The 22,664-nt window shown below is 34.3% G+C and carries 18 protein-coding genes, 2 tRNA genes and 3 rRNA genes; 5 read left to right on the forward strand and 18 right to left on the reverse strand.

Annotated elements, in window-relative coordinates; all coding sequences use genetic code 11:
• Window positions 1-69 precede the first annotated feature (69 nt).
• The 4 genes from QML81_RS01090 to QML81_RS01105 all read left to right on the forward strand — a co-directional run bounded on the left by QML81_RS01090 (window position 70) and on the right by QML81_RS01105 (window position 4,967).
• Window positions 70-2,073, forward strand: a complete 2,004-nt coding sequence (locus tag QML81_RS01090; protein WP_281951350.1) for an autotransporter domain-containing protein — start codon at window positions 70-72, stop codon at window positions 2,071-2,073.
• A gap of 12 nt (window positions 2,074-2,085) precedes the next feature.
• Window positions 2,086-3,162, forward strand: a complete 1,077-nt coding sequence (locus QML81_RS01095; protein WP_281951351.1) for a hypothetical protein — start codon at window positions 2,086-2,088, stop codon at window positions 3,160-3,162.
• A 267-nt stretch (window positions 3,163-3,429) separates the two neighbouring features.
• Window positions 3,430-4,182 (forward strand): hypothetical protein, encoded by a 753-nt coding sequence (locus QML81_RS01100; protein ID WP_281951352.1) that lies wholly within the window; start codon window positions 3,430-3,432, stop codon window positions 4,180-4,182.
• A gap of 32 nt (window positions 4,183-4,214) precedes the next feature.
• Complete coding sequence (locus QML81_RS01105; RefSeq protein ID WP_281951353.1) at window positions 4,215-4,967, forward strand: hypothetical protein; 753 nt, start codon at window positions 4,215-4,217, stop codon at window positions 4,965-4,967.
• Between the two features lie 169 nt (window positions 4,968-5,136).
• On the opposite strand, the gene rrf is transcribed toward QML81_RS01105, so the two are convergent.
• The 12 genes from rrf to metK all read right to left on the reverse strand — a co-directional run bounded on the left by rrf (window position 5,137) and on the right by metK (window position 15,448).
• Window positions 5,137-5,252 (reverse strand): 5S ribosomal RNA (gene rrf / locus QML81_RS01110).
• Window positions 5,253-5,406: 154 nt separating this feature from the next.
• Window positions 5,407-8,343, reverse strand: a 23S ribosomal RNA gene (locus QML81_RS01115).
• 240 nt (window positions 8,344-8,583) lie between these two features.
• A tRNA-Ala gene (locus QML81_RS01120) sits at window positions 8,584-8,659 on the reverse strand.
• Between the two features lie 93 nt (window positions 8,660-8,752).
• Window positions 8,753-8,829 (reverse strand) — tRNA-Ile (locus QML81_RS01125).
• 238 nt (window positions 8,830-9,067) lie between these two features.
• A 16S ribosomal RNA gene (locus QML81_RS01130) occupies window positions 9,068-10,601 on the reverse strand.
• Together the 16S, 23S and 5S rRNA genes with 2 tRNA genes alongside form the textbook arrangement of a ribosomal RNA operon.
• A 257-nt stretch (window positions 10,602-10,858) precedes the next feature.
• Window positions 10,859-11,857 carry a beta-ketoacyl-ACP synthase III gene (locus QML81_RS01135; RefSeq protein ID WP_345741148.1) on the reverse strand — a complete coding sequence of 333 codons (999 nt, stop codon included), beginning with the start codon at window positions 11,855-11,857 and terminating at the stop codon, window positions 10,859-10,861.
• 7 nt (window positions 11,858-11,864) lie between these two features.
• Window positions 11,865-12,851: a phosphate acyltransferase PlsX gene (gene plsX / locus QML81_RS01140; protein ID WP_281951355.1), complete on the reverse strand. Its 987-nt coding sequence runs from the start codon at window positions 12,849-12,851 to the stop codon at window positions 11,865-11,867.
• Window positions 12,852-12,853: 2 nt separating this feature from the next.
• Window positions 12,854-13,006: a 50S ribosomal protein L32 gene (rpmF, locus tag QML81_RS01145; protein ID WP_187647198.1), complete on the reverse strand. Its 153-nt coding sequence runs from the start codon at window positions 13,004-13,006 to the stop codon at window positions 12,854-12,856.
• 19 nt (window positions 13,007-13,025) lie between these two features.
• Window positions 13,026-13,400, reverse strand: coding sequence for a DUF177 domain-containing protein (locus tag QML81_RS01150; protein WP_281951356.1), 375 nt, complete (start codon window positions 13,398-13,400; stop codon window positions 13,026-13,028).
• Window positions 13,401-13,814 (reverse strand): nucleoside-diphosphate kinase, encoded by a 414-nt coding sequence (ndk, locus tag QML81_RS01155; RefSeq protein WP_281951357.1) that lies wholly within the window; start codon window positions 13,812-13,814, stop codon window positions 13,401-13,403. It abuts the gene before it with no gap.
• A gap of 114 nt (window positions 13,815-13,928) precedes the next feature.
• Window positions 13,929-14,213, reverse strand: coding sequence for a 4Fe-4S dicluster domain-containing protein (locus QML81_RS01160; protein WP_281951358.1), 285 nt, complete (start codon window positions 14,211-14,213; stop codon window positions 13,929-13,931).
• 77 nt (window positions 14,214-14,290) lie between these two features.
• Complete coding sequence (metK, locus tag QML81_RS01165; RefSeq protein WP_281951359.1) at window positions 14,291-15,448, reverse strand: methionine adenosyltransferase; 1,158 nt, start codon at window positions 15,446-15,448, stop codon at window positions 14,291-14,293.
• A gap of 200 nt (window positions 15,449-15,648) precedes the next feature.
• On the opposite strand from metK, the gene QML81_RS01170 reads away from it, so the two are divergent.
• On the forward strand, window positions 15,649-16,248 hold the full coding sequence (locus QML81_RS01170) for a peroxiredoxin (protein ID WP_281951360.1): 600 nt from the start codon (window positions 15,649-15,651) through the stop codon (window positions 16,246-16,248).
• Window positions 16,249-16,266: 18 nt separating this feature from the next.
• Here QML81_RS01170 and QML81_RS01175 read toward each other — a convergent pair whose 3' ends face one another.
• Genes QML81_RS01175 through lysA form a run of 6 tightly spaced genes read right to left on the reverse strand, consistent with a single transcriptional unit; the run spans window position 16,267 to window position 22,646 of the window.
• Complete coding sequence (locus QML81_RS01175; RefSeq protein WP_281951361.1) at window positions 16,267-16,677, reverse strand: Fur family transcriptional regulator; 411 nt, start codon at window positions 16,675-16,677, stop codon at window positions 16,267-16,269.
• A 2-nt stretch (window positions 16,678-16,679) separates the two neighbouring features.
• Window positions 16,680-18,500, reverse strand: coding sequence for a 1-deoxy-D-xylulose-5-phosphate synthase (dxs, locus tag QML81_RS01180; RefSeq protein ID WP_281951362.1), 1,821 nt, complete (start codon window positions 18,498-18,500; stop codon window positions 16,680-16,682).
• Window positions 18,490-19,590 carry a histidinol-phosphate transaminase gene (hisC, locus tag QML81_RS01185; protein WP_281951363.1) on the reverse strand — a complete coding sequence of 367 codons (1,101 nt, stop codon included), beginning with the start codon at window positions 19,588-19,590 and terminating at the stop codon, window positions 18,490-18,492. Before hisC ends, dxs begins: the two co-directional genes overlap by 11 nt.
• 1 nt (window position 19,591) lies before the next feature.
• Complete coding sequence (gene pheA / locus QML81_RS01190) at window positions 19,592-20,662, reverse strand: prephenate dehydratase (RefSeq protein ID WP_281951364.1); 1,071 nt, start codon at window positions 20,660-20,662, stop codon at window positions 19,592-19,594.
• Window positions 20,659-21,447 carry an HAD-IIA family hydrolase gene (locus QML81_RS01195; RefSeq protein WP_281951365.1) on the reverse strand — a complete coding sequence of 263 codons (789 nt, stop codon included), beginning with the start codon at window positions 21,445-21,447 and terminating at the stop codon, window positions 20,659-20,661. Before QML81_RS01195 ends, pheA begins: the two co-directional genes overlap by 4 nt.
• Complete coding sequence (gene lysA, locus QML81_RS01200; RefSeq protein ID WP_281951366.1) at window positions 21,444-22,646, reverse strand: diaminopimelate decarboxylase; 1,203 nt, start codon at window positions 22,644-22,646, stop codon at window positions 21,444-21,446. Before lysA ends, QML81_RS01195 begins: the two co-directional genes overlap by 4 nt.
• Window positions 22,647-22,664 lie beyond the last annotated feature (18 nt).

The following is a 22,664-nucleotide window of genomic DNA, read 5'->3' on the forward strand; positions in this document are numbered from 1 at the left end:
TTTATAAAAATTTTATAAGTTTATTTATATTACTATTAGAATAGTAACTTAAATATAAAAGGATCTGGTATGAAAAAAACCGGTTTATCTTTAATTGCCTCTTCCCTCCTATTGATCACTGTCTCTTCTGCTGCAACTCAAGAAATTGTATTAAAAGAAAATATGGCTGAAAAAGTTTATATAGCTAAAAAACCAGTTATAAAATGTTACTGTCCAGAAATAGCAAAAAGTAAAGATTTTATGATAATGCTTGATGATAATGACGTTACAGCATTATCATCCATATCCAATAATGAAATCATTATAAAACCTATAAACATATTAAATGGTGGAGAACATATATTATCAATTACCTATTATGATGAAAATGGTGAAGAAAATCAAAAAGAGTATAGTTTTAAAACAAGACAATCACAAAATTTTGAAACTGCAAATACTACATTAGGTATAAATCCTGTCTTTGAACACACTATTATGAAACCTGGCGATTTAAAAAATGTCCCATATTCTAAAATTGATTCAGATTTTCAAATTCAAAGCAATCTTGCTGAAAAAAATTGGACATACTCCTTTAATACTGATTTAAGATATTTTGATCAAAGCATTCCTTTATCAAAACAAAATGAAAATGAAAACTCACAATCTTCTCAAGAAAATGAAGAAGAGATTTTAAAAAAAGGTTTTAGTTTAGCAACTTATCTATTTAAGGCATCTTATACTGGAGATAAAATAAAAGGTGGATTAGAAATTGGAGATTTTTCTATTGAAGAATCTGATTATAGTGCAAACGGATTAACAAAAAGAGGTGCAAGAGGAACAGTTTCATACAACAATTTTGATTTTGAAGCGTTTATTGCAAATTCAGTTGATTATTATGGATTTTATGGAGGAATGGGACTAGAACCAAATGATAAGAAAAGACTTTATGGTTTATCTTTACAAAAAACCTTCTTAGAAAATGCAAAATTTAAAATTGCATACATAAAAGGAGGAAAACAAAAAGAAAGCTTTGGTGAAGCTTCAGAAACTTTTCCAAGTGACACATCTACTGAAGAGGGAGATAAAAAAGGAAGCATCATAGCTTTAGTCCTATCTTCTCCTATAATAGAAGAGAAATTAAATTTTTATGCAGAAGCAGATTTTTCGAAATATGATATAGACACATCTGATGAATATGGCTATGAAAAAGATAAAGCTTATAATGTTAAATTGGATGGAGCTTTAAATGAAAATTATAGTTATGATTTTATCTATGAATATATAGGACCTCAATTTTATAGTATTGCAAGTGATGATACCCAAAATGATAATGAAGGTGCTGCTATAAATTTTAATGCTGATTTTGAAAAACACTCTATTTCTTTATCTCTTTCTGGATATCATGATAATGTAGAAGATGATGATACATTTGCAACAGTTTATACATATGATGGATCAATTAGCTATACATATTCTGGTATAGAAAATTTACCTATCGATCTTTCTTATGAAAGAGAGGTTTCAAAAAGCAAAGATGAACCTACAGAAGATGATAAACAAAATGATGTAACAGATACATATTCTATAAATTTAGGATATTCATTAAATAACTGGCAATTCAGCTTAGGTACTGAAATAAGCAAAGAAAATGACAAAATTGCAAAAACTATAACAAGATCAAAAACCTACTCATTCTCACCTTCTTATCAAAATGAAAAATTTCATCTAAGCCCTAATATAAGTTACAACATATCAAAAACAGATGATGAAAGCGCAGGTGAATCAAAACAAAAAACAACAACAGTTGGTTTGGAACTTGGTTATATGATTTTAGAAAATCTATCGTTTGATCTATCTGGTACATATGAATATACTAAAAATGAAGAAGAGAGTGATGTAACAGGTAAAGAAGAAAAAATCGATGGAAATTTTCAGCTTGCTTACAATTTCAAAACAAAACAAAATTGGTTACAAAACCCGGTAGTTGGTTTAAAAGGTACTTATAGTTTCTTTCATGATAAAATCAATGAAAGCCAAAATGAAGATTTAGTGTTGACTCTATTTTTGAGTCTTCCAATGCAATTTATATTCTAAGAGGAGTTGATTATGAAAAAATTAATAATACTTTTATTACTAATAAGTTTCTTTTATGCAGATGAAATAAAAGTTATTTCACCAAAACCTTATGCAAAAATATCAAATAACAAGCCAGTTTCTATAAAAATAACTTATGAAGCAAAATATACAGGTGCTGATGAATGTAAAATAGCTTATTCAAATTCAGGAAACTTAGAAATAACTCCAATAGATGAAGTTTTAAAAAAAATAAATAAAAAAATAACAATAAAATTAAAAAAATCTGGTTCTATAAATGTTGGTAAAACGACAGAAACTATTTTTATTCCGTATAACGTTATTAAAAAGGTTATAGAAAAAGGTTATACAAACAATGGCTTTAATTATAAAAGATATTTTTATTTTGGTGACTGCTTATCAACAGATATATCATATGGAGATGTTTTCTTAAAAATTAAAATCACAACACCTTCTGCTCTTCCTTTACATATTAGTAAAATTAGACTCTTTTTTGATAATAAAAAAGCGGTCATTTCTGTAAATAAAAATGAAAATTTAAAAGCTTATGCTGAAGTTGAAATGCAAGGAAAGGGTTTATTAAAAGCACATTGGGAAGTAGATGGAAGAGTTCTTTCTAGAATATTTAAACATATCAATAATAAAAGAAGAATTACATTTGAAACTCCAGATATTCCACCACTTCCAACATTTGAGCCTGGCACTCACACTGTTAGATTTATAGTTGATGAACCAAAACCAGGCTTTGAAGAGCCAACAGCACTTTATTTTGTAAAAACAGAAAAATTGATAAATAAAAATATCATAAAACTAAATCCTAAAGACAAAAGCAAACTTAATTTTGAAGAACTAAAATTTTCATGGCAGCCTATAACAGGAGCAAAATTGTATTTAATCGAATTTTTTATACTTGGTGAAGAAAAACCAATATTTTCTGCATACACTAAAACAAATAGTTATGAGATTCCAAAAAACTTATTAGGAAAAGTTTTTGAAAAAGGCGAATATTATAGCTGGAAAGTAGTAGGATACGATGAAGATGATCATCTAATAGCAACTAGCAATACAAATAGATTTACTATAAAATGAGGAATATTATGTTTAAATTCTATACTATTATCCGTTATTTAATAATAAATTTAAATACTAGTAATTCATATGTTGATTGGCTTCCAATTAACAATTACTCAGTTTTAATAAAACCTGGTACAAATACCAACCAATGGATATTCTCAAAATGCAATAAAATTAAAAATATATTCAATTTGTGATTTAAATAAGAAAAAACTAAATTATAAACTATAAAATGAAAAATAGTTTTTGATCATTAAAAAAATTCTTTTGAAAGGATTTATCATGAAAAAATTTATTATTTATCTACTTATTGGATTGGGTGTTCCTTTGTTTGCAGCATTTCCAAATACTAATTTACATATTGAAAAAAATATTCTGATAAAAAAACCACATAGAATCAAACCTGGAATTGGTATTAGCAACATTAGTGCTAAACAAAATCTATCTACAGGTAAAATTGATTGGAGTATTACTTTAAAATGTACAAATTTAATAAATAAAAATCTTTCATTTAAGATAAAGATTCAACAATATAACAAAAATAATAAACTTGTTTGTAATTCTTATACACAAAATATAACTACTAAACCATTTGTACCTAAAAAATTTTTAGATACTTATGTAATTTCAGGAGAAACAAATAGATGTTGTAATAGCAAAACAATTAAATTTACAATATCACAACAAAATCGCTTGCCTATTAAGTCAAAAAAATTTAAAAAAACAATCTCTAAACAATTAATACCAGCAGTTGAAATAAAAAAAGTTACTTTCGATACAAAAAATTATCATTGGAAAGCAACTGTCAGAAATAATACTTCACATAGAATCACTGTCACATTGCAAGGACGTGAATATGTAAATAATAGATGGAGAGATTGCGGAGGACAAGTTTTAACTATTGAACCTCTCTCATCAAGATATATACCATTTTGGGTAACTATGGATTATGACCCAAATGCAACAAAACTAAAAGTCGAATTAAAATGTAATGGTGAATTGCTTAAAAGTGTAACAAAAAACATTCCAAAGTAATTGTTTAAAAAATTCTTTTGAAAGGATCTATCATGAAAAAATTTATTATTTATCTGCTTATTGGATTGGGTGTTCCTTTGTTTGCAGCATTTCCTGCAACTACTTTGAATATAAATAAAAATATAAATAAAAATACTGCAAAACATACAGCTATAAAATCTAGTATCAAGGTAATTAAATATAGTGCAAAGCAAAATACATCCACTGGAAAAATTGATTGGAGCATTACTTTAAAATGTATCAATTTACAAAAAAGAAATTTAACATTTAATATCAATGTTGAACAATATGATAAAAAAAACAGACTTGTTTGTACTTCATATATTCAAAACATAACAAAATCATTTACACCAAAAAAGAATATATGTACTTTTACAATAACAGGCCAGGCAGATAGGTGCTGTATCAGCAAAAAAGTAAAATTAAAAATTTCACCAGCAATGGGTACACTATTAAAAAAATCTAATTTTACAAAAATCATATCATTAAAAACACCAGCAGTTAATATAAGAAATGTCACTTTTGATAAAACACATCACCATTGGAAAGCAACTGTTAAAAATAATACTTCACATAGAATCTCTGCAACATTACAAGGATATCAATATGTAAATAATAGATGGAGAGCAGCAGGAGGACAAGTTTTAAATATTGAACCTCTTTCATCAAAATATTTACCATTTTGGGTAACTATGGATTATGACCCAAATGCAACAAAACTAAAACTTGAATTAAGCTGTAATGGTGAATTGTTAGAAACAGTAACAAAAAATATACCAAAATAATTGATTAAAAAACTACTATATTAAGGATAGATAAGGATTATAAGAGGTATATCAGTAGAATTTCGTGAAAATCCACATAAAGGATGGATTAAAAAAATAAAAGCAATAACTTTAAAAACTATTTTTGAATTTTCAAGATAATAAGAAGTTTTGAAGATCAAAAAATCTTGCCTGGCGCCGACCTACTTTTCCACAGCCGGAGGCTGCAGTATCATCAGCGATGCGGAGCTTAGCTTCCAGGTTCGAAATGGAGCTGGGCGTTTCCTCCGCTCTATAGGCACCAGGACAAGAGAAGTAAATCTTTCGAAAAAGACTCAATTCTCTTGTCAGTTATTTATCATTTAAGATTTTTAACTTATACACCAAATTTAAAGAACAAATCCATTGTTTATAGTCTAAAATTTAATAAAGTATCTCAGTAAGGCGGCAGTGCTTTTTTATTGGTAAGCCAAACGGACTATTAGTACTGGTCAGCTAAACCCCTTACAGGGCTTACACACCCAGCCTATCAAGGTGGTAGTCTTCCACCGTCCTTCAGGGAAGGCTCATCTTGGAGTCGGCTTCCCGCTTAGATGCTTTCAGCGGTTATCCGTTCCGTGCATAGCTACCCAGCGGTGCTCTTGGCAGAACAACTGGTACACCAGTGGCACGTCCAACCCGGTCCTCTCGTACTAGGGTCAGCTCTCCTCAGCCTTCCTACGCCCACGGAAGATAGGGACCGAACTGTCTCACGACGTTCTGAACCCAGCTCGCGTACCGCTTTAAATGGCGAACAGCCATACCCTTGGGACCTGCTCCAGCCCCAGGATGCGATGAGCCGACATCGAGGTGCCAAACCTCCCCGTCGATGTGAGCTCTTGGGGGAGATCAGCCTGTTATCCCCGGGGTACCTTTTATCCTTTGAGCGATGGCCCTTCCACTCAGAACCACCGGATCACTAAGACCGACTTTCGTCTCTGCTCGAGTTGTCTCTCTCACAGTCAGGCTGGCTTATGCCTTTATACTCTCCAAGCGATTTCCAACCGCTTTGAGCCAACCTTTGTAAGCCTCCGTTACTCTTTAGGAGGCGACCGCCCCAGTCAAACTACCCGCCAGACATTGTCCTCCCACAGGATAACTGTGGCAAGTTAGCCACCAGAATGAGGAAGGGTGGTATCTCAAGGACGGCTCCACCTGAGCTGGCGCCCAGGCTTCTCAGCCTCCCACCTATCCTGCACATCCTCATCCCGATGGCAGTGTCAAGCTGTAGTAAAGGTCCACGGGGTCTTTCCGTCTTTCCGCGGGTAGGAGGAATTTTCACCTCCACTACAATTTCACTGGATCCCTGGTCGAGACAGCCCCCATCTCGTTACGCCATTCATGCAGGTCGGTATTTAACCGACAAGGAATTTCGCTACCTTAGGACCGTTATAGTTACGGCCGCCGTTTACCGGGGCTTCGGTTCACCACTTCGCTCCGAAGAGCTAATGGATCCCCTTAACCTTCCGGCACCGGGCAGGCGTCACACCCTATACATCCTCTTACGAGTTAGCAGAGTGCTGTGTTTTTGATAAACAGTCGGATGGAGCGCTTCGCTGCGACCCACCTCGGCTCCAGTCGCGAAGACCTTCACCTACTATGGGCACACCTTATACCGAAGATACGGTGCCAGCTTGCAGAGTTCCTTAACCAGGGTTCTTCCACGCGCCTTAGAATACTCATCTCGCCCACCTGTGTCGGTTTACGGTACGGGCTACCTTACACTCAAACGGCTTAGAGGTTTTTCTCGGCTCGACGGCATCACCGATTCTCCCGCCGCCCCGAAGGGCTTTGAGAGCCTGTCAGGTCTCGGGTACTCGCACAGCGGATTTTCCTACTGTGCACCCTACACCCTTCGAGCCACTACTCCATCAGTGACCTCGGCTAGCCCTAAGCGTCACCCCATCGCCTTGTGTAAAGTAGGTATCGGAATATTAACCGATTTCCCATCGCCTACCCCTCTCGGACTCGGCTTAGGACCCGACTAACCCTACGTTGACGAGCATCGCGTAGGAAACCTTGGGCTTTCGGCGAACAGGATTCTCACCTGTTTTATCGCTACTCATGCCTGCATGCTCACTTCTTGCCGCTCCACTGCTCCTTACCGGTACAGCTTCAACGCCGACAAGAACGCTCTCCTACCGCTCTCTCACCAGAGAGAACCTACGACTTCGGTGTGTGACTTAGCCCCGTTATATTTTCCGCGCAGGGCCGCTAGACCAGTGAGCTGTTACGCTTTCTTTAAAGGATGGCTGCTTCTAAGCCAACCTCCTGGTTGTCTAAGCAGCCCCACATCGTTTTCCACTTAGTCACAACTTTGGGACCTTAGTCGGTAGTCTGGGTTGTTCCCCTCTCGACATAGGATTTTATCACCCTACGCCTGACTCCCAGGCTTACACTATAGGTATTCGAAGTTTGACAGGGTTTGGTACCGCGGTGAGCAGCCCTAGCCCTATCAGTGCTCTACCCCCTATAGCTACTACCTGAGGCTATACCTAAATATATTTCGGAGAGAACCAGCTATCACCAAGTTTGTTTGGCCTTTCACCCCTATCCACAGCTCATCCGAAGAGTTTTCAACCTCCACCGGTTCGGCCCTCCAGTGGGTCTTACCCCACCTTCAGCCTGGCCATGGATAGATCACTTGGCTTCGGGTCTGCAGCATCTGACTCTTTCGCCCTTTTCAGACTCGCTTTCGCTACGGCTTCCCGTTCGGTTAACCTCGCCAGATACCACAACTCGCAGGCTCATTATGCAAAAGGCAGTCCGTCACCCTGAGCTTACGCTCATAGGGCTCCGAATGATTGTAGGCATACGGTTTCAGGTTCTATTTCACTCCCCTCACTGGGGTTCTTTTCACCTTTCCCTCACGGTACTTGTGCACTATCGGTGTGACAGGAGTATTTAGGGTTGGAAGGTGGTCCTCCCAGCTTCAGTCAGGATAACACGTGTCCCGACCTACTCAGGGACATCCCAGGCCCACTAGGGTTTTCGCATACGGGACTATCACCCTCTTTGGTGTGCCTTTCCAGACACTTCTGCTAACCTTCGTGGTACCTTGATGGGAGCCCTACAACCCCGCTAGCAAGCTAGCGGTTTGCCCTACTCCCCGTTCGCTCGCCGCTACTAAGGGAATCTCTGTTGATTTCTTCTCCTCTGGGTACTGAGATGTTTCACTTCCCCAGGTTCGCCCCTCACCTAAGTGAGGTGACTGACATCTCTGTCAGCCGGGTTGCCCCATTCGGAAATCCCCGGATCAAAGCTTCTTGGCAGCTCCCCGAGGCTTTTCGCAGCCTAGCACGTCCTTCATCGCCTCTGTCACCCTAGGCATCCACCGTACGCCCTTTGTAGCTTACCTACTTCTAAAGCGCACTGCCGCCTTACTCAAATACTTTATTGAGTAAAGCTTCAATTGTATCTTTACCTTTTAGACTATAAACAATGGATTGTCAAATAACCTTTAGACTTACAAAGTCTAAGTTAAACTCTTCTACAAGAGCTTAACTTAGACTTTTGTTATTGGTATATTAGTGTATTAGTTATTGGTTTTTTTTGTTTTTTTACTAATAACTAATAACCAATTACTAATTACCAAATATGGTGGAGTCTACCGGGATCGAACCGGTGACCTCCTGCGTGCAAGGCAGGCGCTCTCCCAGCTGAGCTAAGACCCCATATCTCGGTTGAGTAGTGAATTGTGCAAACTCTTTTGCGTAGCGTACCTTGTAGTACGTAAGTGAAAGAGTTTGTGCAAGACTCTCTCAACATGGTGGGCCTGAGAGGACTTGAACCTCTGACCTCACCCTTATCAGGGGTGCGCTCTAACCACCTGAGCTACAGGCCCTCTGTTAGTCATTAGTCTATAGTCGTTAGTCATTAGTCATTAGTTTTTAAACTGACGACTATCGACTATTGACTAACGACTATAAATCACACCCCTGATAAGGGTCTCTATCTTAGCTCTCTCCACCATCTCATATTGTTAAAGAACCCTTGATCTCTCAAAACTAGACAAATATAGAGTACTCTTCCTTTGAGCCTTTGTAATCCAAAGAATCTAATCTTTAGATCGTACTCTCTAGAAAGGAGGTGATCCAACCGCAGGTTCTCCTACGGTTACCTTGTTACGACTTCACCCCAGTCGCTGAGCCCACCGTGGACGGTAGCCCCTGATAAACAGTTGGCTTCCCGGCTTCGGGTGAGCTCAACTCCCATGGTGTGACGGGCGGTGAGTACAAGACCCGGGAACGTATTCACCGCGGCATGGCTGATCCGCGATTACTAGCGATTCCGACTTCATGCAGTCGAGTTGCAGACTGCAATCCGAACTGGGACGCGCTTTAGAGATTTGCTCCACCTCACGGTATCGCCTCTCTCTGTACGCGCCATTGTAGCACGTGTGTCGCCCTGGACATAAGGGCCATGATGACTTGACGTCGTCCTCACCTTCCTCCCGGTTGCCCGGGCAGTCCCTCTAGAGTGCCCACCCTAAGTGCTGGCAACTAGAGGCGAGGGTTGCGCTCGTTGCGGGACTTAACCCAACATCTCACGACACGAGCTGACGACAGCCGTGCAGCACCTGTCACCGAGCTCCTACCGAAGTAGGCACTCCCCCATCTCTGAGGGATTCTCGGGATGTCAAGCCCAGGTAAGGTTCTTCGCGTATCTTCGAATTAAACCACATGCTCCACCGCTTGTGCGGGTCCCCGTCTATTCCTTTGAGTTTTAGCCTTGCGGCCGTACTCCCCAGGCGGGATGCTTATTGCGTTAGCTGCATCACTGAAGTGACTAGCACTCCAACGACTAGCATCCATCGTTTAGGGCGTGGACTACCAGGGTATCTAATCCTGTTTGCTCCCCACGCTTTCGCGCCTCAGCGTCAGTACCGTCCCAGCAGGTCGCCTTCGCAATGGGTATTCCTGGTGATCTCTACGGATTTTACCCCTACACCACCAATTCCACCTGCCTCTTCCGGACTCTAGTTAAGCAGTTTCGAATGCAGTTCCACAGTTGAGCTGTGGGCTTTCACACCCGACTTACTTAACCGCCTACGCGCCCTTTACGCCCAGTGATTCCGAGTAACGCTTGCACCCTCCGTATTACCGCGGCTGCTGGCACGGAGTTAGCCGGTGCTTATTCCTGAGGTACCGTCATTATCTTCCCTCAGAAAAGGAGTTTACAACCCGAAGGCCTTCTTCCTCCACGCGGCGTTGCTGCGTCAGGGTTGCCCCCATTGCGCAATATTCCCCACTGCTGCCTCCCGTAGGAGTCTGGACCGTGTCTCAGTTCCAGTGTGGCTGATCATCCTCTCAGACCAGCTACCCGTCATAGCCTTGGTAAGCCGTTACCTCACCAACTAGCTGATAGGCCGCAGCCCCATCCTATAGCGCTACATAACGCTTTCCCAACCATACTTGTGTATGGAAGGAGTATAGGGTATTAGCAGGCCTTTCGGCCTGTTATCCCCCGCTATAGGGCAGGTTAGCTACGTATTACTCACCCGTGCGCCACTTAGCTGACACTCAAACCCGAAGGTTTGAGCCGTTCTCGTTCGACTTGCATGTGTTAAGCACGCCGCCAGCGTTCACTCTGAGCCAGGATCAAACTCTCCATAAAAAAAGTTTGTCTTCGACTCAAAGGAATTTCCTCTATATTTGTCTAGTTTTCAAAGATCATTATCTATCAAAAGAACTCTCTAACTCATCCTCAAACTCAGATGAGTTATTCGAACCCTTTACTTTTAAGGGATGAAATTATATTAAAATTTTAACCTCTTGTCAAGATCGCCTTCTCTTTTCAATCTTGCTCTTTTCTCTTTTAAAGATCACCGCCTCAAAAAGCGAACGAAAGTTTATTTAATACTTCCTTAAAATCTAATTAAATGGAGAAAAAGGCACAATTGCACTACCCCAAGTAAATCCACCGCCAAATGCATCAAGAAGCATTAAATCACCTTTTTTTAATCTATTTTGTTCATATAAATCACTCATTGCCATAGGGATAGAAGCAGAAGAAGTATTTCCATATTTTGAAACAGTCATAACAACTTGTTCGTCTTTTAATTTAAGAGCATTTGCAACTGCATTCAATATTCTATAATTTGCTTGATGTGGTATGAAATGATCAATATTTTCACTTTTTATACCATTTTTCTTTAATATATCAATAACATCATTTGTTAAAGTTTTTACAGCAACTTTAAAAGTCTCATTTCCTTTCATTTTCATAAAACAAGCATGCTCTTTTATAGCTTCTTCACTACAAGGATTGTTTGTTCCACATCCAGGTGTTATAAGATAATCATGATATTTTCCATCAGCTGAAATATTCACATCAATAATAGCTTCCTCTTTTTTCTCAGTGGCACTAATTATAGCTGCACCTGCACCATCTCCAAAAAGAACACATGTTGTTCTATCACTATAATCTACAATTGCACTTAATTTTTCTGCACCTACTATTAAAATATTTTTTGCCATATTTGATTCTATAAAAGATTTAGCCATTGCTAAAGCATAAATAAAACCGCTACATGCTGCACTTATATCAAATGATGGAATATTAGAAACTCCTAATTTTTTTCCAATCATACATGCAGTAGAAGGCATACAAAAAAAATCAGGAGAAATAGTAGCACAAATTATCATATCCAAATCATTTTCATTGATTCTGGCTCTTTCAATAGCAACTTTTGCAGCTTTTAATCCTAAATCACTTGTTGATTCTTCTTTATCAGCAATATATCTTGTTTTAATACCTGTTCTTTTTGTTATCCACTCATCAGAAGTATCAACAATCTTTTCTAAATCTTCATTTGTTAATATGTTTTTAGGGATATAAGATCCAACAGATCTAAAAGCTGCGTACACAATTTATCCTTTATAATACTTCTTCTAATCTTTTTTCTATTGAACTATTAATATCTGATTCAACATATCTGATTGCTTGAAAAATTGCATTTTTAATAGCTTTAGGAGTACTTTTTCCATGACTTATAATTGCACAACCTTTTATTCCAATTAAAGGTGCTCCGCCATATTCTGAATAATCGATCTCTTTTTTTAATGATCTGAAAACTTTTTTCATTAAAATCGCACCAGCCATTCTAATTGGTGATTTTTTTATATTCTCTTTCATAAATATTCCAATTGTTTGTGCAACACCTTCAGCAGTTTTTAATACTATATTTCCGGTAAAACCATCACAAACCACAACATCCACACTTCCATCAAAAATGTTATTTCCTTCTACATTTCCAATAAAAGAAGGAAGTTTTTTTAAAATCTTAAAAGCACTTTTTGTTAATTCATTACCCTTGGTTTCTTCTTCACCATTAGAAAGAAGTCCAACTTTTGGATTTTTATTATTTAAAATAGCTTTAGCATATGCTTCGCCCATAACTGCAAATTCAAAAAGATGTTCTGGCTTGCAATCTACATTAGCACCAACATCAAGAACTAAACTTTTTTTGTTTTTTGAAGTTGGCATTAATGTTGCAATAGCTGGTCTACTAATATTTTTCAATCTTCCTATTCTTAAAGTTGCAAGACTCATAGTAGCACCACTATGCCCTGCTGATACTACTGCATCTGCTTTTTTTTGACTAACAAGTTCAACTGCTTTATATATGGAACTCTCTTTTCTTTTTAAAGCATCTGTTGCAGCATCACCCATTTCAATAACATCATCAGCTTGAACAATTTCAATGCTATTTTTTAATGAGTTTGGTATTAGTGATAATATTTTTTCTTTATCACCAACAAGTATTGCTTTAAATTTTTTTTCTTTAAGTGCTAATATGGTTCCTTCTATTATAGGATAGGGTCCAAAATCCCCACCCATAGCATCAATGGCAATCTTAACCATTTTTAGCTTTTATATTCACCTGTAAATTTGTTTATATGGTGTGGCATTTTCCAAGTTCCATCTTTATCTTTAACAGGTCTTGGCAAACTTAGTTTATAATGTGTTCTTCTTTTTGCAGCTCTTGTTTTACTAACACGTCTCTTTGGTACTGCCATAATTTCTCCTTATTTTAATTTAAAACTCTTTTTCAAAATCTTCAATTTTTTCGCATTCATTACATATATGATAATCTAATTTTATAGATGCAATTTCACTCTCTAAAATTTCATCAAAATCTATCATTCCATCATAAAACTCTAAAACATCATACTCTTCTAAATGGCCTTTATATAAACCATCACTTGCTTTTAAATGAATATTCTCATCTAATTTTATCATAAACTCTTTTGAACATCTATCGCAAGTAACATTAAGCTCATTTTTGATATTTCCTAAAATATCAACTAAACCATCTTTATCTTTTTTAAACTCACCTTGAAATTCGATACCGTTTTTACTTAATTGAAACTTTTTAGGTTCAAATCCTATCTTTTTAAACTCTATCTTCAATTATAGTATTTCCCTTTCTGCAAAGAAAAATCTGATCTCTTTTTGAGCATTTTCTAAACTATCGCTTCCGTGTACTGCATTTGCTTCAATACTTTCAGCGAAATCTGCTCTTATAGTTCCAGGAGCAGCTTCTTTAGGATTTGTAGCACCCATTAATTCTCTATTTTTAGCTACAGCATTTTCACCTTCTAACACCATAACAACTACAGGGCCACTTGTCATATATTCAACTAAATCATTAAAAAAAGGTCTCTCTTTATGAACTTCGTAAAATTTTGCAGCATCATCTTTTGTTAGTTTTATTTTTTTCATAGCTGCAATTCTAAGTCCATTACTTTCAAATCTATCAATAATTTTTCCAATAACATTTTTTTCTACTGCATCTGGCTTTATAATAGAAAGCGTTCTTTGCATATATTTCTCCTGATTAAAATAAATTAGAGCGGAATTTTACAGTAAGGTTTCCTAAAAGAAGTTTAAATTTTAATAATAATTGGAAAGCCAAGTGGCTTTCCAAAATTTTTTTAATTACTCTATTACAGGTTGATGATTTTCTCTTGCTTCTGCAGGAACATCTTCTCTACAAGGCATTCCCTCATAACATTGATCCCAAACAATACATCCTTCTGTTGGACATGCTTCAGCACAAGCTGGTGTATCATGATAACCTACACACTCAACACACTTATCTGGATAAACATAATATATTTCTTCACCAGTTGGATTATCCTCATCATCAACAATTGCTTCTACTGGACATTCATCTATACAAGCCCCACAGTTGATACAGATATCTGTAATTTTAACTGCCATTTTATCTCCTTTAATATGAAATCAATTTAGACGAAATAACTATATCAAAATATTTTTAAATATTTCTTGAAAAATTATCATAGTTTCAAATAATCTCTAATTTGTTCGACTTTATCTGTTTTTTCCCATGTAAATTCTTCAAGTTCTCTACCAAAATGCCCATATGCTGCAGTTTTTCTATATATTGGTCTTAAAAGGTCTAATGTTTCAATAATACCTTTTGGCGTTAAATCAAATATATCTTTCACACATTTTTCTATTAATTTTTCATCAACTTTTGATGTTCCATGAGTATCTACCATTATTGAGACTGGCTCTACAACCCCAATTGCATAAGCTATCTGAATTGTTGCTTTTTCACAAGCCCCACTTGCAACTAAATTTTTTGCAACATATCTTGCTGCGTATGCTCCACTTCTATCAACTTTAGTAGGATCTTTCCCACTAAAAGCTCCACCACCATGAGGACAACTTCCACCATAAGTATCAACTATTATTTTTCTACCAGTAAGTCCTGCATCTCCTTGAGGCCCACCTATTACAAACCTTCCAGTAGGATTTATATGATATTCTATATCATCTGCAATTAATTCTGATGGAATAGCTTTATAAATAATCTCTTCTATTACAGCATCTTTTAACCTATTATAACTTACATCTGGGTCATGCTGAGTTGAGACAACAACAGTTTTTACCTCTTTTGGTTTTCCATCTTCATATTTTATTGTAACTTGAGCTTTACCATCTGGTCTTAGAAACGGCAAAGTACCTTCTTTTCTTGCTTTTGCAAGTCCTTGAGTTAATTGATGAGCTAAATAAATTGGAAGAGGCATCAAAACATCAGTCTCTTTGCATGCATATCCAAACATTAACCCTTGATCACCAGCTCCTATTTCTCCACTTGCTTTATCAACACCAATATTTATATCTGGAGACTGCTCTCCTACAGCATTTAAAACTCCTGCACTTCTATAATCAAATCCATATAGTGCATCTGTATATCCTATTTCTCTAATAACCTCTCTAACTATTTCTTGCATTGGAGCATAAGTCGTTGTTTTTAGCTCACCAGCAATTATACAAAATCCATTACTCAATAATGCCTCGCATGCAACTCTTGCATTTTTATCTCTTTCGATAATATAATCTAAAATTGCATCACTTATCTGGTCAGCCATTTTATCTGGATGTCCTTCTGTAACTGACTCTGAAGTAAATAGATACTCTCTTGCCATATCTACCCTTTGTTTTAAAATTTAAAATGAATTATATCTAATTTTAAAAAAATAGATAATTTATAAAAATTTAAAGTTTATATTAATAGATAAACTCAATATTTTTAATCTAAATTGTTAAAGTTAGATAATTTTTAGCTTATATCTGTTACAATAATATTGTTTTTCTAAAGAAAAAAATTTTCCAAAAGGAGATTACTATGTTAGTAACAAAAAAAGCACCAGATTTTACGGCTCCAGCTGTTATGCCAGACAACACAATTGTTGAAGATTTCAATCTTTATGAAAATATTGGAGAAAAAGGAGCAGTACTATTTTTCTATCCATTAGATTTTACATTTGTTTGTCCAAGTGAAATCATAGCATTTGACCATAGAATTGAAGAATTCAATAAAAGAGGAATTAATGTTATAGGATGTTCAGTTGATAGTCATTATACTCACCTTGCTTGGAGAAATACTCCAGTAGAAAAAGGTGGAATTGGTCAAATTAAATATCCTTTAGTAGCAGATTTAACAAAACAGATTTCAAAAGATTATGATGTTTTACTTGAAGAAGCAGGTGTTGCATTAAGAGGAAGCTTTTTAATTGATAAAGATGGTACTATCAGACATGCTGTTATAAATGACCTACCACTTGGTAGAAACATTGATGAGATGATAAGAATGGTAGATGCTATGGAATTTGCTAATGAACATGGTGAAGTTTGTCCTGCCGAATGGGAAAAAGGAAAAGAGGCTATGAAACCAACTCCAGAAGGTGTTGCAGAATATCTTGCTAAACATGCAGATGAATTATAATTTTTAGCCAAAGCCTACTTAGGCTTTGGCACAATCTTCACATAAAATAGAAACAGAAATATTTAAATCAAAAACTTCCTTATCAATCTTTTTCTCTATTGTTTTTTTGCACTCTTTTATTAAATCTTCATCATAAAAATCGATAATTTTTCCGCAATTTTTACATACTCCATGAAAATGTGGCTTTAAATTGATATCATACTTTAATTTTCCACCAGGATTTAATTCAGTAATTAAATCCACATCTTTTAATGTATTTATATTTTTGTATATTGTTGCAAGAGATATTGAAGGAAAAATCTTTTTAATCTCTTCATAGATCTCTTCTATTGTAGGATGAGTATGTCCATTTAAAATATTTAATATTGCAAGTCTTTGTGGTGTAGCTTTTAATTTTTTCTCTTTTAAAATTTCGATAATTTCTCCCATATCTATCCTTTTAAAATATTTTCAATTTTTAAAGCTATCTGATTTGGTCTAATTTTTAAAAACTCTTCCACATCTTCTGTTTTTCCATGTGGAATAAATATATCATCATACTCAAATGAATAAATCTCTTTATTTACAATTTTTTCTTTCATTAAAAACTCTTCTATCGCACTTGCAACACCTCCCATTTTTACACCATCACTAAAAACAAAAATCTTATTATATTTTTTCATAAGTGATTTTAATAAATCTTCATCAAGTGGTTTTACAAAACGAAGATCCAATAAAGATATATTATAATCTAAAAGCTTCATAGTCTCATATGCTCTTCCGACACCATTTCCATATCCAATAAATAAGATATCACTATCTTTTTCAATTAACATTTGAGCTTTTCCTATCTCAAATGGAATATCTTCAAATTCTTCATCAAGCATAAAAGGACCCCTTGGATATCTAAAGGCACATGGTGTTTTCATTGTATAAGCAAATTCAACTGCTCTTTTCATACTTTTTTCATCTCTTGGCGCAAAAAGAGTAATATTTGGTATAGCTCTTAAATAACTTATATCAAATGCCCCTTGATGTGTTTCACCATCTTCTCCCACAATTCCTGCTCTATCTATAGCAAAAACTACAGGTATATTCATAAGAGCAATATCGTGAATAACTTGGTCATAACCTCTTTGTAAAAATGTTGAATAGATTGCTACAAAAGGTTTAAAACCCTCTTTAGCCAAAGGTCCCATTGAAGTAACTGCATGCTGTTCTGCAATGCCTACATCCCAAAATCTATCTGGAAACTTTTCTATTAATGGCTTTAATCCTGTTCCGCTTGGCATTGCTGCAGTAACACCAACAACTTTTTCATCTTTTTGTGCAACTTCCATTAAAGCTTTACTAAACAAAGATGTTGCACTTGGTTTACTGCTTTTTTTTAATGGCTTTCCTGTGCTTATATCAAATGGCCCAACTCCATGCCAATGCTCAAAATAGCCTTCTGCTATTTTATACCCTTTTCCTTTTAAAGTTTGGGTATGGATAATTACAGGCTTATTTAACTCTTTTGCGATTTTATAAGTTTGAATCAATCCTTCTAAATCATGTCCATCTATTGGGCCAATATACTCTATTCCAAGTTCTTCAAATAAAATACCAGGTGTTATGAGTCTTAGAGACTCTTCAAATCTTTTTGCTAAATATGTTGCAGATTCTGGTAAATGAGAGAGAAGCTTTTCTGTTCTTTTTTTTATATTTTGATAAAGAGGGCTTGCCATTTTTTGGCTCAAATATTTACTAATTGCACCAATAGGTTTAGATATACTCATCTCATTATCATTTAATATTATAACAACAGGATATTTTTTATCACCAAGCTCATTTAATGCTTCATAAACCATACCTGCACTCATAGCCCCATCGCCAATTAAAACAACAGGTAATCTATCTTCATTTTTAAGTCTAATAGCTTTTGCAGCTCCAACAGCTAAAGAGATAGAAGTTGAACTATGTCCAGCAACATAATAATCATATTTAGATTCACTTGGTTTTGTATAACCACTAATTCCGCCAAATTGCCTTAATGTATCAAATTTTTCCCATCTATCTGTTAATAGTTTATGTGCATAAGCTTGATGACTCACATCAAATATAAATGGATCTTTTTCTACATCAAAAACATAATGCATAGCAACAATTAACTCTACTGCTCCTAAAGTAGAGCTAAGATGGCCTCCATTTTTGCTAACAACTTCTAAAATTCTATTTCTAATCTTTTCACAAAGCTCTTCAAGCTGAGGCAGAGTATAATCTTTAATATTCATTTAAAACCTCATCAAATTTCTCAAAAAATATACTATTTTGCTCTTTTGTACCTATTGTAATTCTAATAGCATTCATTCCATAACTATTTAAATCTCTAATAATGATACCTTTTTTCATTAATCTATTTGATATATCTTTTGAATTAATATCTTTTGGTAAGATATAAGTTATAAAATTTGTATAACTATCTATAAATTCAAAACCTTTTTTTAAAGCATAATTTACATATCTTTCCATTTGAGAAAAGTTTTTTTCAATACTATTTTTTACAAATTCTTCATCTTTTAGTGCTTCGGTAGCAGCTTTTAGACTTAAAGTTGTAATATTAAACGGAGGTCTTAATTTATACAAATTTTCAATAATTTTTCTATTTGCTATTCCATAGCCTACTCTCATACCTCCAAGTCCATAAGCTTTTGAAAAAGTACCAAGATATAAAACATTTTCAAAATTTTCTATTAACTCTTTAGGAGAAATTTTTTTATTTTTATCTTTAAAAGAGGCATATTCCATATACGCACCATCAACAATTATTAAAGGTTCATCTACTTTTTTCAAAAACTCAAATAGATAATCTTTATCTATTGCATCTCCTGTTGGATTATTTGGGGTACAAATAAAAATAATATCAGGATTTTCTTTTTTATAAAGTTCATAAAATTCATCTAAATCATGCCTATAACATGAACTTCTTATAATTTTTGCACCTTGCTGCATTGCATAAATCTCATACATAGCAAAAGTGATTTTACTCATTAAAACTTTACTTTTATTATTAAGCACAGCTCTTGAAGCAAACTCTAAAACTTGATCGCTACCAGCACCAATTATTATCTCATTGCTATTTACATTAAATTTTTTAGATAATAGGTTTTTTAAATCATACATACTATCATCTGGATACATATACATTTTGTCTGCTATATTTTTTACAGCTTCAATAACCTTTTGGCTTGTACCATAAGGATTTTCATTTGATGCTAACTTTATGATATCTTTTTCATTAATTCCAAAATCTCTAACAACTAACTCGATAGGCTTACCAGCTTCATATGTTTTGATATTTTTTAACTCTTCATTAAATCTCATATCAATCCTTACTACTTATAGCTTTTACATAACTTCCAAGCCACTTAATCTCTTTTTTATGCTTTTTAAAAATCTTTTGAACATTTTCATCATCTACATGCCCATCAAAATCTATATAGAACCAGTAACTAAACTCCTTATCAGCTGCAGGTCTACTCTCTATTTTTGTTAGATTTATCTTTTCTTTATCAAAATCTTCCAAAAATTTAACTAAAGCTCCTGGTTTATCCTCTAACTTTGCAAGAATAGATGTTTTGTCATTTCCGCTTTTTTCATTTTTAAAATCACTAATAACAATAAATCTAGTTTTATTTGTATGTAGATCTTCGATATTTTCAAATAGAATTGGTAAATTATAGAGTTTTGCTGCTATATGAGAGCAAATTGCAGCACTGCCTTTCTCTTTTGCTGCAAGTTTTGCTGCTTTTGCAGTAGATTCTACAGGTATTAATTCAACATCTTCCAATTCATGCTCAATTAAAAAATTTCTACACTGTCCAAAAGCAATATCTTTTGAATAGATTTTTTTTATCTTGCTTAAATCATCTTCCAATGTAGCAAAAGTATGATGAATTGGCATATAGCTTTCAGCTACTATTAAAAGATCGCTTCTTCCAAGCAGGTCTAAAGTCTCTCCAACAACGCCATCTATAGAGTTTTCTATAGGAACCACTCCATATTTTGCTCTTTTTGTCTCAACTGCTTTAAAAACCGCATTTATAGAATTCATTGATAGATAATCACTCATAGCTCCAAATTTTGCTTCAGCAGCTTGATGGGTAAAACTTCCAATAGGTCCAAGATATGCAACACGCTCTGGTCTTTCAAGATTTCTTGCTACTGCAAAAATTTCTAAAAATATTGCATCTATCGCTGAATCATTTAGGGGTCCTCTATTTTCTTTTTTCAGTCTATTTAAAATCTCTTGTTCGCGCTCTGGCCTATATATTGGAGCGCCAGTTTTGTTTTTTAATTCTCCAACTTTTTTTACTATTTCCATTCTTTTATTTAATAACTCTAAAATTTCATCATCGATAGAGTCAATTTTTTTTCTTAATTCATTAAGATTCATATTACCCCCATCTTTTGGATATAACCAATACTTTTTACAGTCATATCTGGTTTTTCTTCTTTTTTTAAATATGGCAATATCTCTTTTTCATCTCTAAATTTGCCACTCAATACAAATACAGTCTTCATTCCAAGATTTTTAGCTTCTATCAAATCTCCTATAACATCATCACTTATAATTGTTATATCTTTAAAAGATATATCCTTTTTTATACTCTTTTTTAATTTATCTAAAGCTTTTTTAAAAAAAATATCACTAGGCTTCCCAATAACTTTATACTCTTTTTTAGTAGCAAATTTTAACATCTCTAAAATTGCACCAACACCTGGATATCTTTTTGAATTTTTAGCATATATGGCAGTTTTATGCATACCGTAAAGTTTTGCTCCATTTAATAAAAAATCTATTATTTGAGCAAATTCATCAAATTTATAATCATCTTTGATGCTAACTAATACAGCTTCTGGATTTTTAAAATCTTTTTTATATCCAAGAGTATCTACAATTTTTAAAAACTCTTCTGTTCCATAAACTGCTATATTTTTCTCTTTAATTATTTCATTTAAAATCATTAAAGGATCTATATAATTTTTTTCATTTAAATTAAATCCAATATTATTTAAATAGTTTATGAAATCTATTGAGTCTCTTTTTGTATTATTTGTTACAACAATATATGGAATTTTTCTACTATTTAAATCATTTATAAATTCAATAGCACCTGGTATTGGCTTTTTATCTTTATCATCTATCAATGTTCCTTGAACATCAATAAAATAGATCATATAAAATCAACCTCTTTTGCAATTAAATCCTCAAAGCTTTCTCTTTGTCTAATTATTCTATCATTTTTATTTTCTATTGCAACTTCAGCAACTCTTGGTCTTGAATTGTAGTTGCTACTCATAACAAATCCATATGCTCCTGCACTATATATAACAATTAAATCATTATGCTCTGTTTTTGGCAAAAGCCTATCTTTTGCAAAAAAATCTCCACTTTCGCAAACAGGGCCCACAACATCAGCTAAACTTTCATCACCTTTTTTGCCAACAACTTCAACCCTATGATACGCATTATATAAAGATGGCCTAAGAAGATCATTCATTCCACCATCAACTATTATAAATCTTTTTTTACCACTTATTTTTTCATATAAAACTTTTGTTAAGAAATAGCCAGCATTACCAACCAAAAATCTACCTGGTTCACAAACAACTGTTACATCAAGACCTTTTAGAGTAGAAAAAATTGCTTGAGCATAATCATAAGGTTTTATCGTTTTTTCATCTTTATATTTTATACCAAGACCACCACCAACATCAAAAAATTTTATATCTATTCCTATTTTTATAAGACTTTTTGTCAAATCAGCTACTATCTGACTTGCTTCTTTGATTGGCTCAAGTTCAGTTAGTTGGCTTCCTATATGAAAATGAATACCAACTGGCTCTAAAAAGGAACTTCTATGAGCTTTTAAATACATTCTTTTTGCAACATCAATTTCAACGCCAAACTTATTTTCATGAAGACCAGTTGAGATATAAGGATGAGTTTTTGGATCAATATTTGGATTTACTCTTATACTTATTCTTGCTTTCTTTCCAAGCTTTCTTGCAATCTCTTCTACACGAAGCATTTCTGCTTCACTTTCAAGATTAATAAATAAAATATCCAGCTTTAAAGCCTCTTCAATCTCACTATCTTTTTTACCTACCCCACTAAAAACTATTTTATATTTAGGGATACCAGCTAGAAGTGCCCTTTTTATTTCACCAATTGAAACACAATCTGCTCCACTGCCTAATGAGTTAAGTTTTTTTAAAACAGAAAGATTTGAATTTGCTTTAACTGCATAACATATTAAAGATTTTCTTGCTTTAAAAGCCTCTTTTAAATCTTTAAAATTGTTCTCTATCAAATCAAAATCATATACATATAATGGTGTATCATATTTTTTTGCTAAGTTTTTAAAATCTATCATAAAATTTCCTTATTTAGA

Origin of the sequence: Nitrosophilus kaiyonis (assembly GCF_027943725.1) — a bacterium.
Taxonomy (GTDB): Bacteria; Campylobacterota; Campylobacteria; order Campylobacterales; family Nitratiruptoraceae; genus Nitrosophilus_A; species Nitrosophilus_A kaiyonis.

Bases quoted from the DNA above. Each gene is read 5' to 3' on its own strand.
- QML81_RS01090 (WP_281951350.1), top strand. From the start codon at position 70: ATGAAAAAAACCGGTTTATCTTTAATTGCCTCTTCCCTCCTATTGATC.
- QML81_RS01095 (WP_281951351.1), top strand. From the start codon at position 2,086: ATGAAAAAATTAATAATACTTTTATTACTAATAAGTTTCTTTTATGCA.
- QML81_RS01100 (WP_281951352.1), top strand. From the start codon at position 3,430: ATGAAAAAATTTATTATTTATCTACTTATTGGATTGGGTGTTCCTTTG.
- QML81_RS01105 (WP_281951353.1), top strand. From the start codon at position 4,215: ATGAAAAAATTTATTATTTATCTGCTTATTGGATTGGGTGTTCCTTTG.
- plsX (WP_281951355.1), bottom strand. From the start codon at position 12,851: ATGGTTAAGATTGCCATTGATGCTATGGGTGGGGATTTTGGACCCTAT.
- rpmF (WP_187647198.1), bottom strand. From the start codon at position 13,006: ATGGCAGTACCAAAGAGACGTGTTAGTAAAACAAGAGCTGCAAAAAGA.
- ndk (WP_281951357.1), bottom strand. From the start codon at position 13,814: ATGCAAAGAACGCTTTCTATTATAAAGCCAGATGCAGTAGAAAAAAAT.
- QML81_RS01160 (WP_281951358.1), bottom strand. From the start codon at position 14,213: ATGGCAGTTAAAATTACAGATATCTGTATCAACTGTGGGGCTTGTATA.
- metK (WP_281951359.1), bottom strand. From the start codon at position 15,448: ATGGCAAGAGAGTATCTATTTACTTCAGAGTCAGTTACAGAAGGACAT.
- QML81_RS01170 (WP_281951360.1), top strand. From the start codon at position 15,649: ATGTTAGTAACAAAAAAAGCACCAGATTTTACGGCTCCAGCTGTTATG.
- QML81_RS01175 (WP_281951361.1), bottom strand. From the start codon at position 16,677: ATGGGAGAAATTATCGAAATTTTAAAAGAGAAAAAATTAAAAGCTACA.
- dxs (WP_281951362.1), bottom strand. From the start codon at position 18,500: ATGAATATTAAAGATTATACTCTGCCTCAGCTTGAAGAGCTTTGTGAA.
- hisC (WP_281951363.1), bottom strand. From the start codon at position 19,590: ATGAGATTTAATGAAGAGTTAAAAAATATCAAAACATATGAAGCTGGT.
- pheA (WP_281951364.1), bottom strand. From the start codon at position 20,662: ATGAATCTTAATGAATTAAGAAAAAAAATTGACTCTATCGATGATGAA.
- QML81_RS01195 (WP_281951365.1), bottom strand. From the start codon at position 21,447: ATGATCTATTTTATTGATGTTCAAGGAACATTGATAGATGATAAAGAT.
- lysA (WP_281951366.1), bottom strand. From the start codon at position 22,646: ATGATAGATTTTAAAAACTTAGCAAAAAAATATGATACACCATTATAT.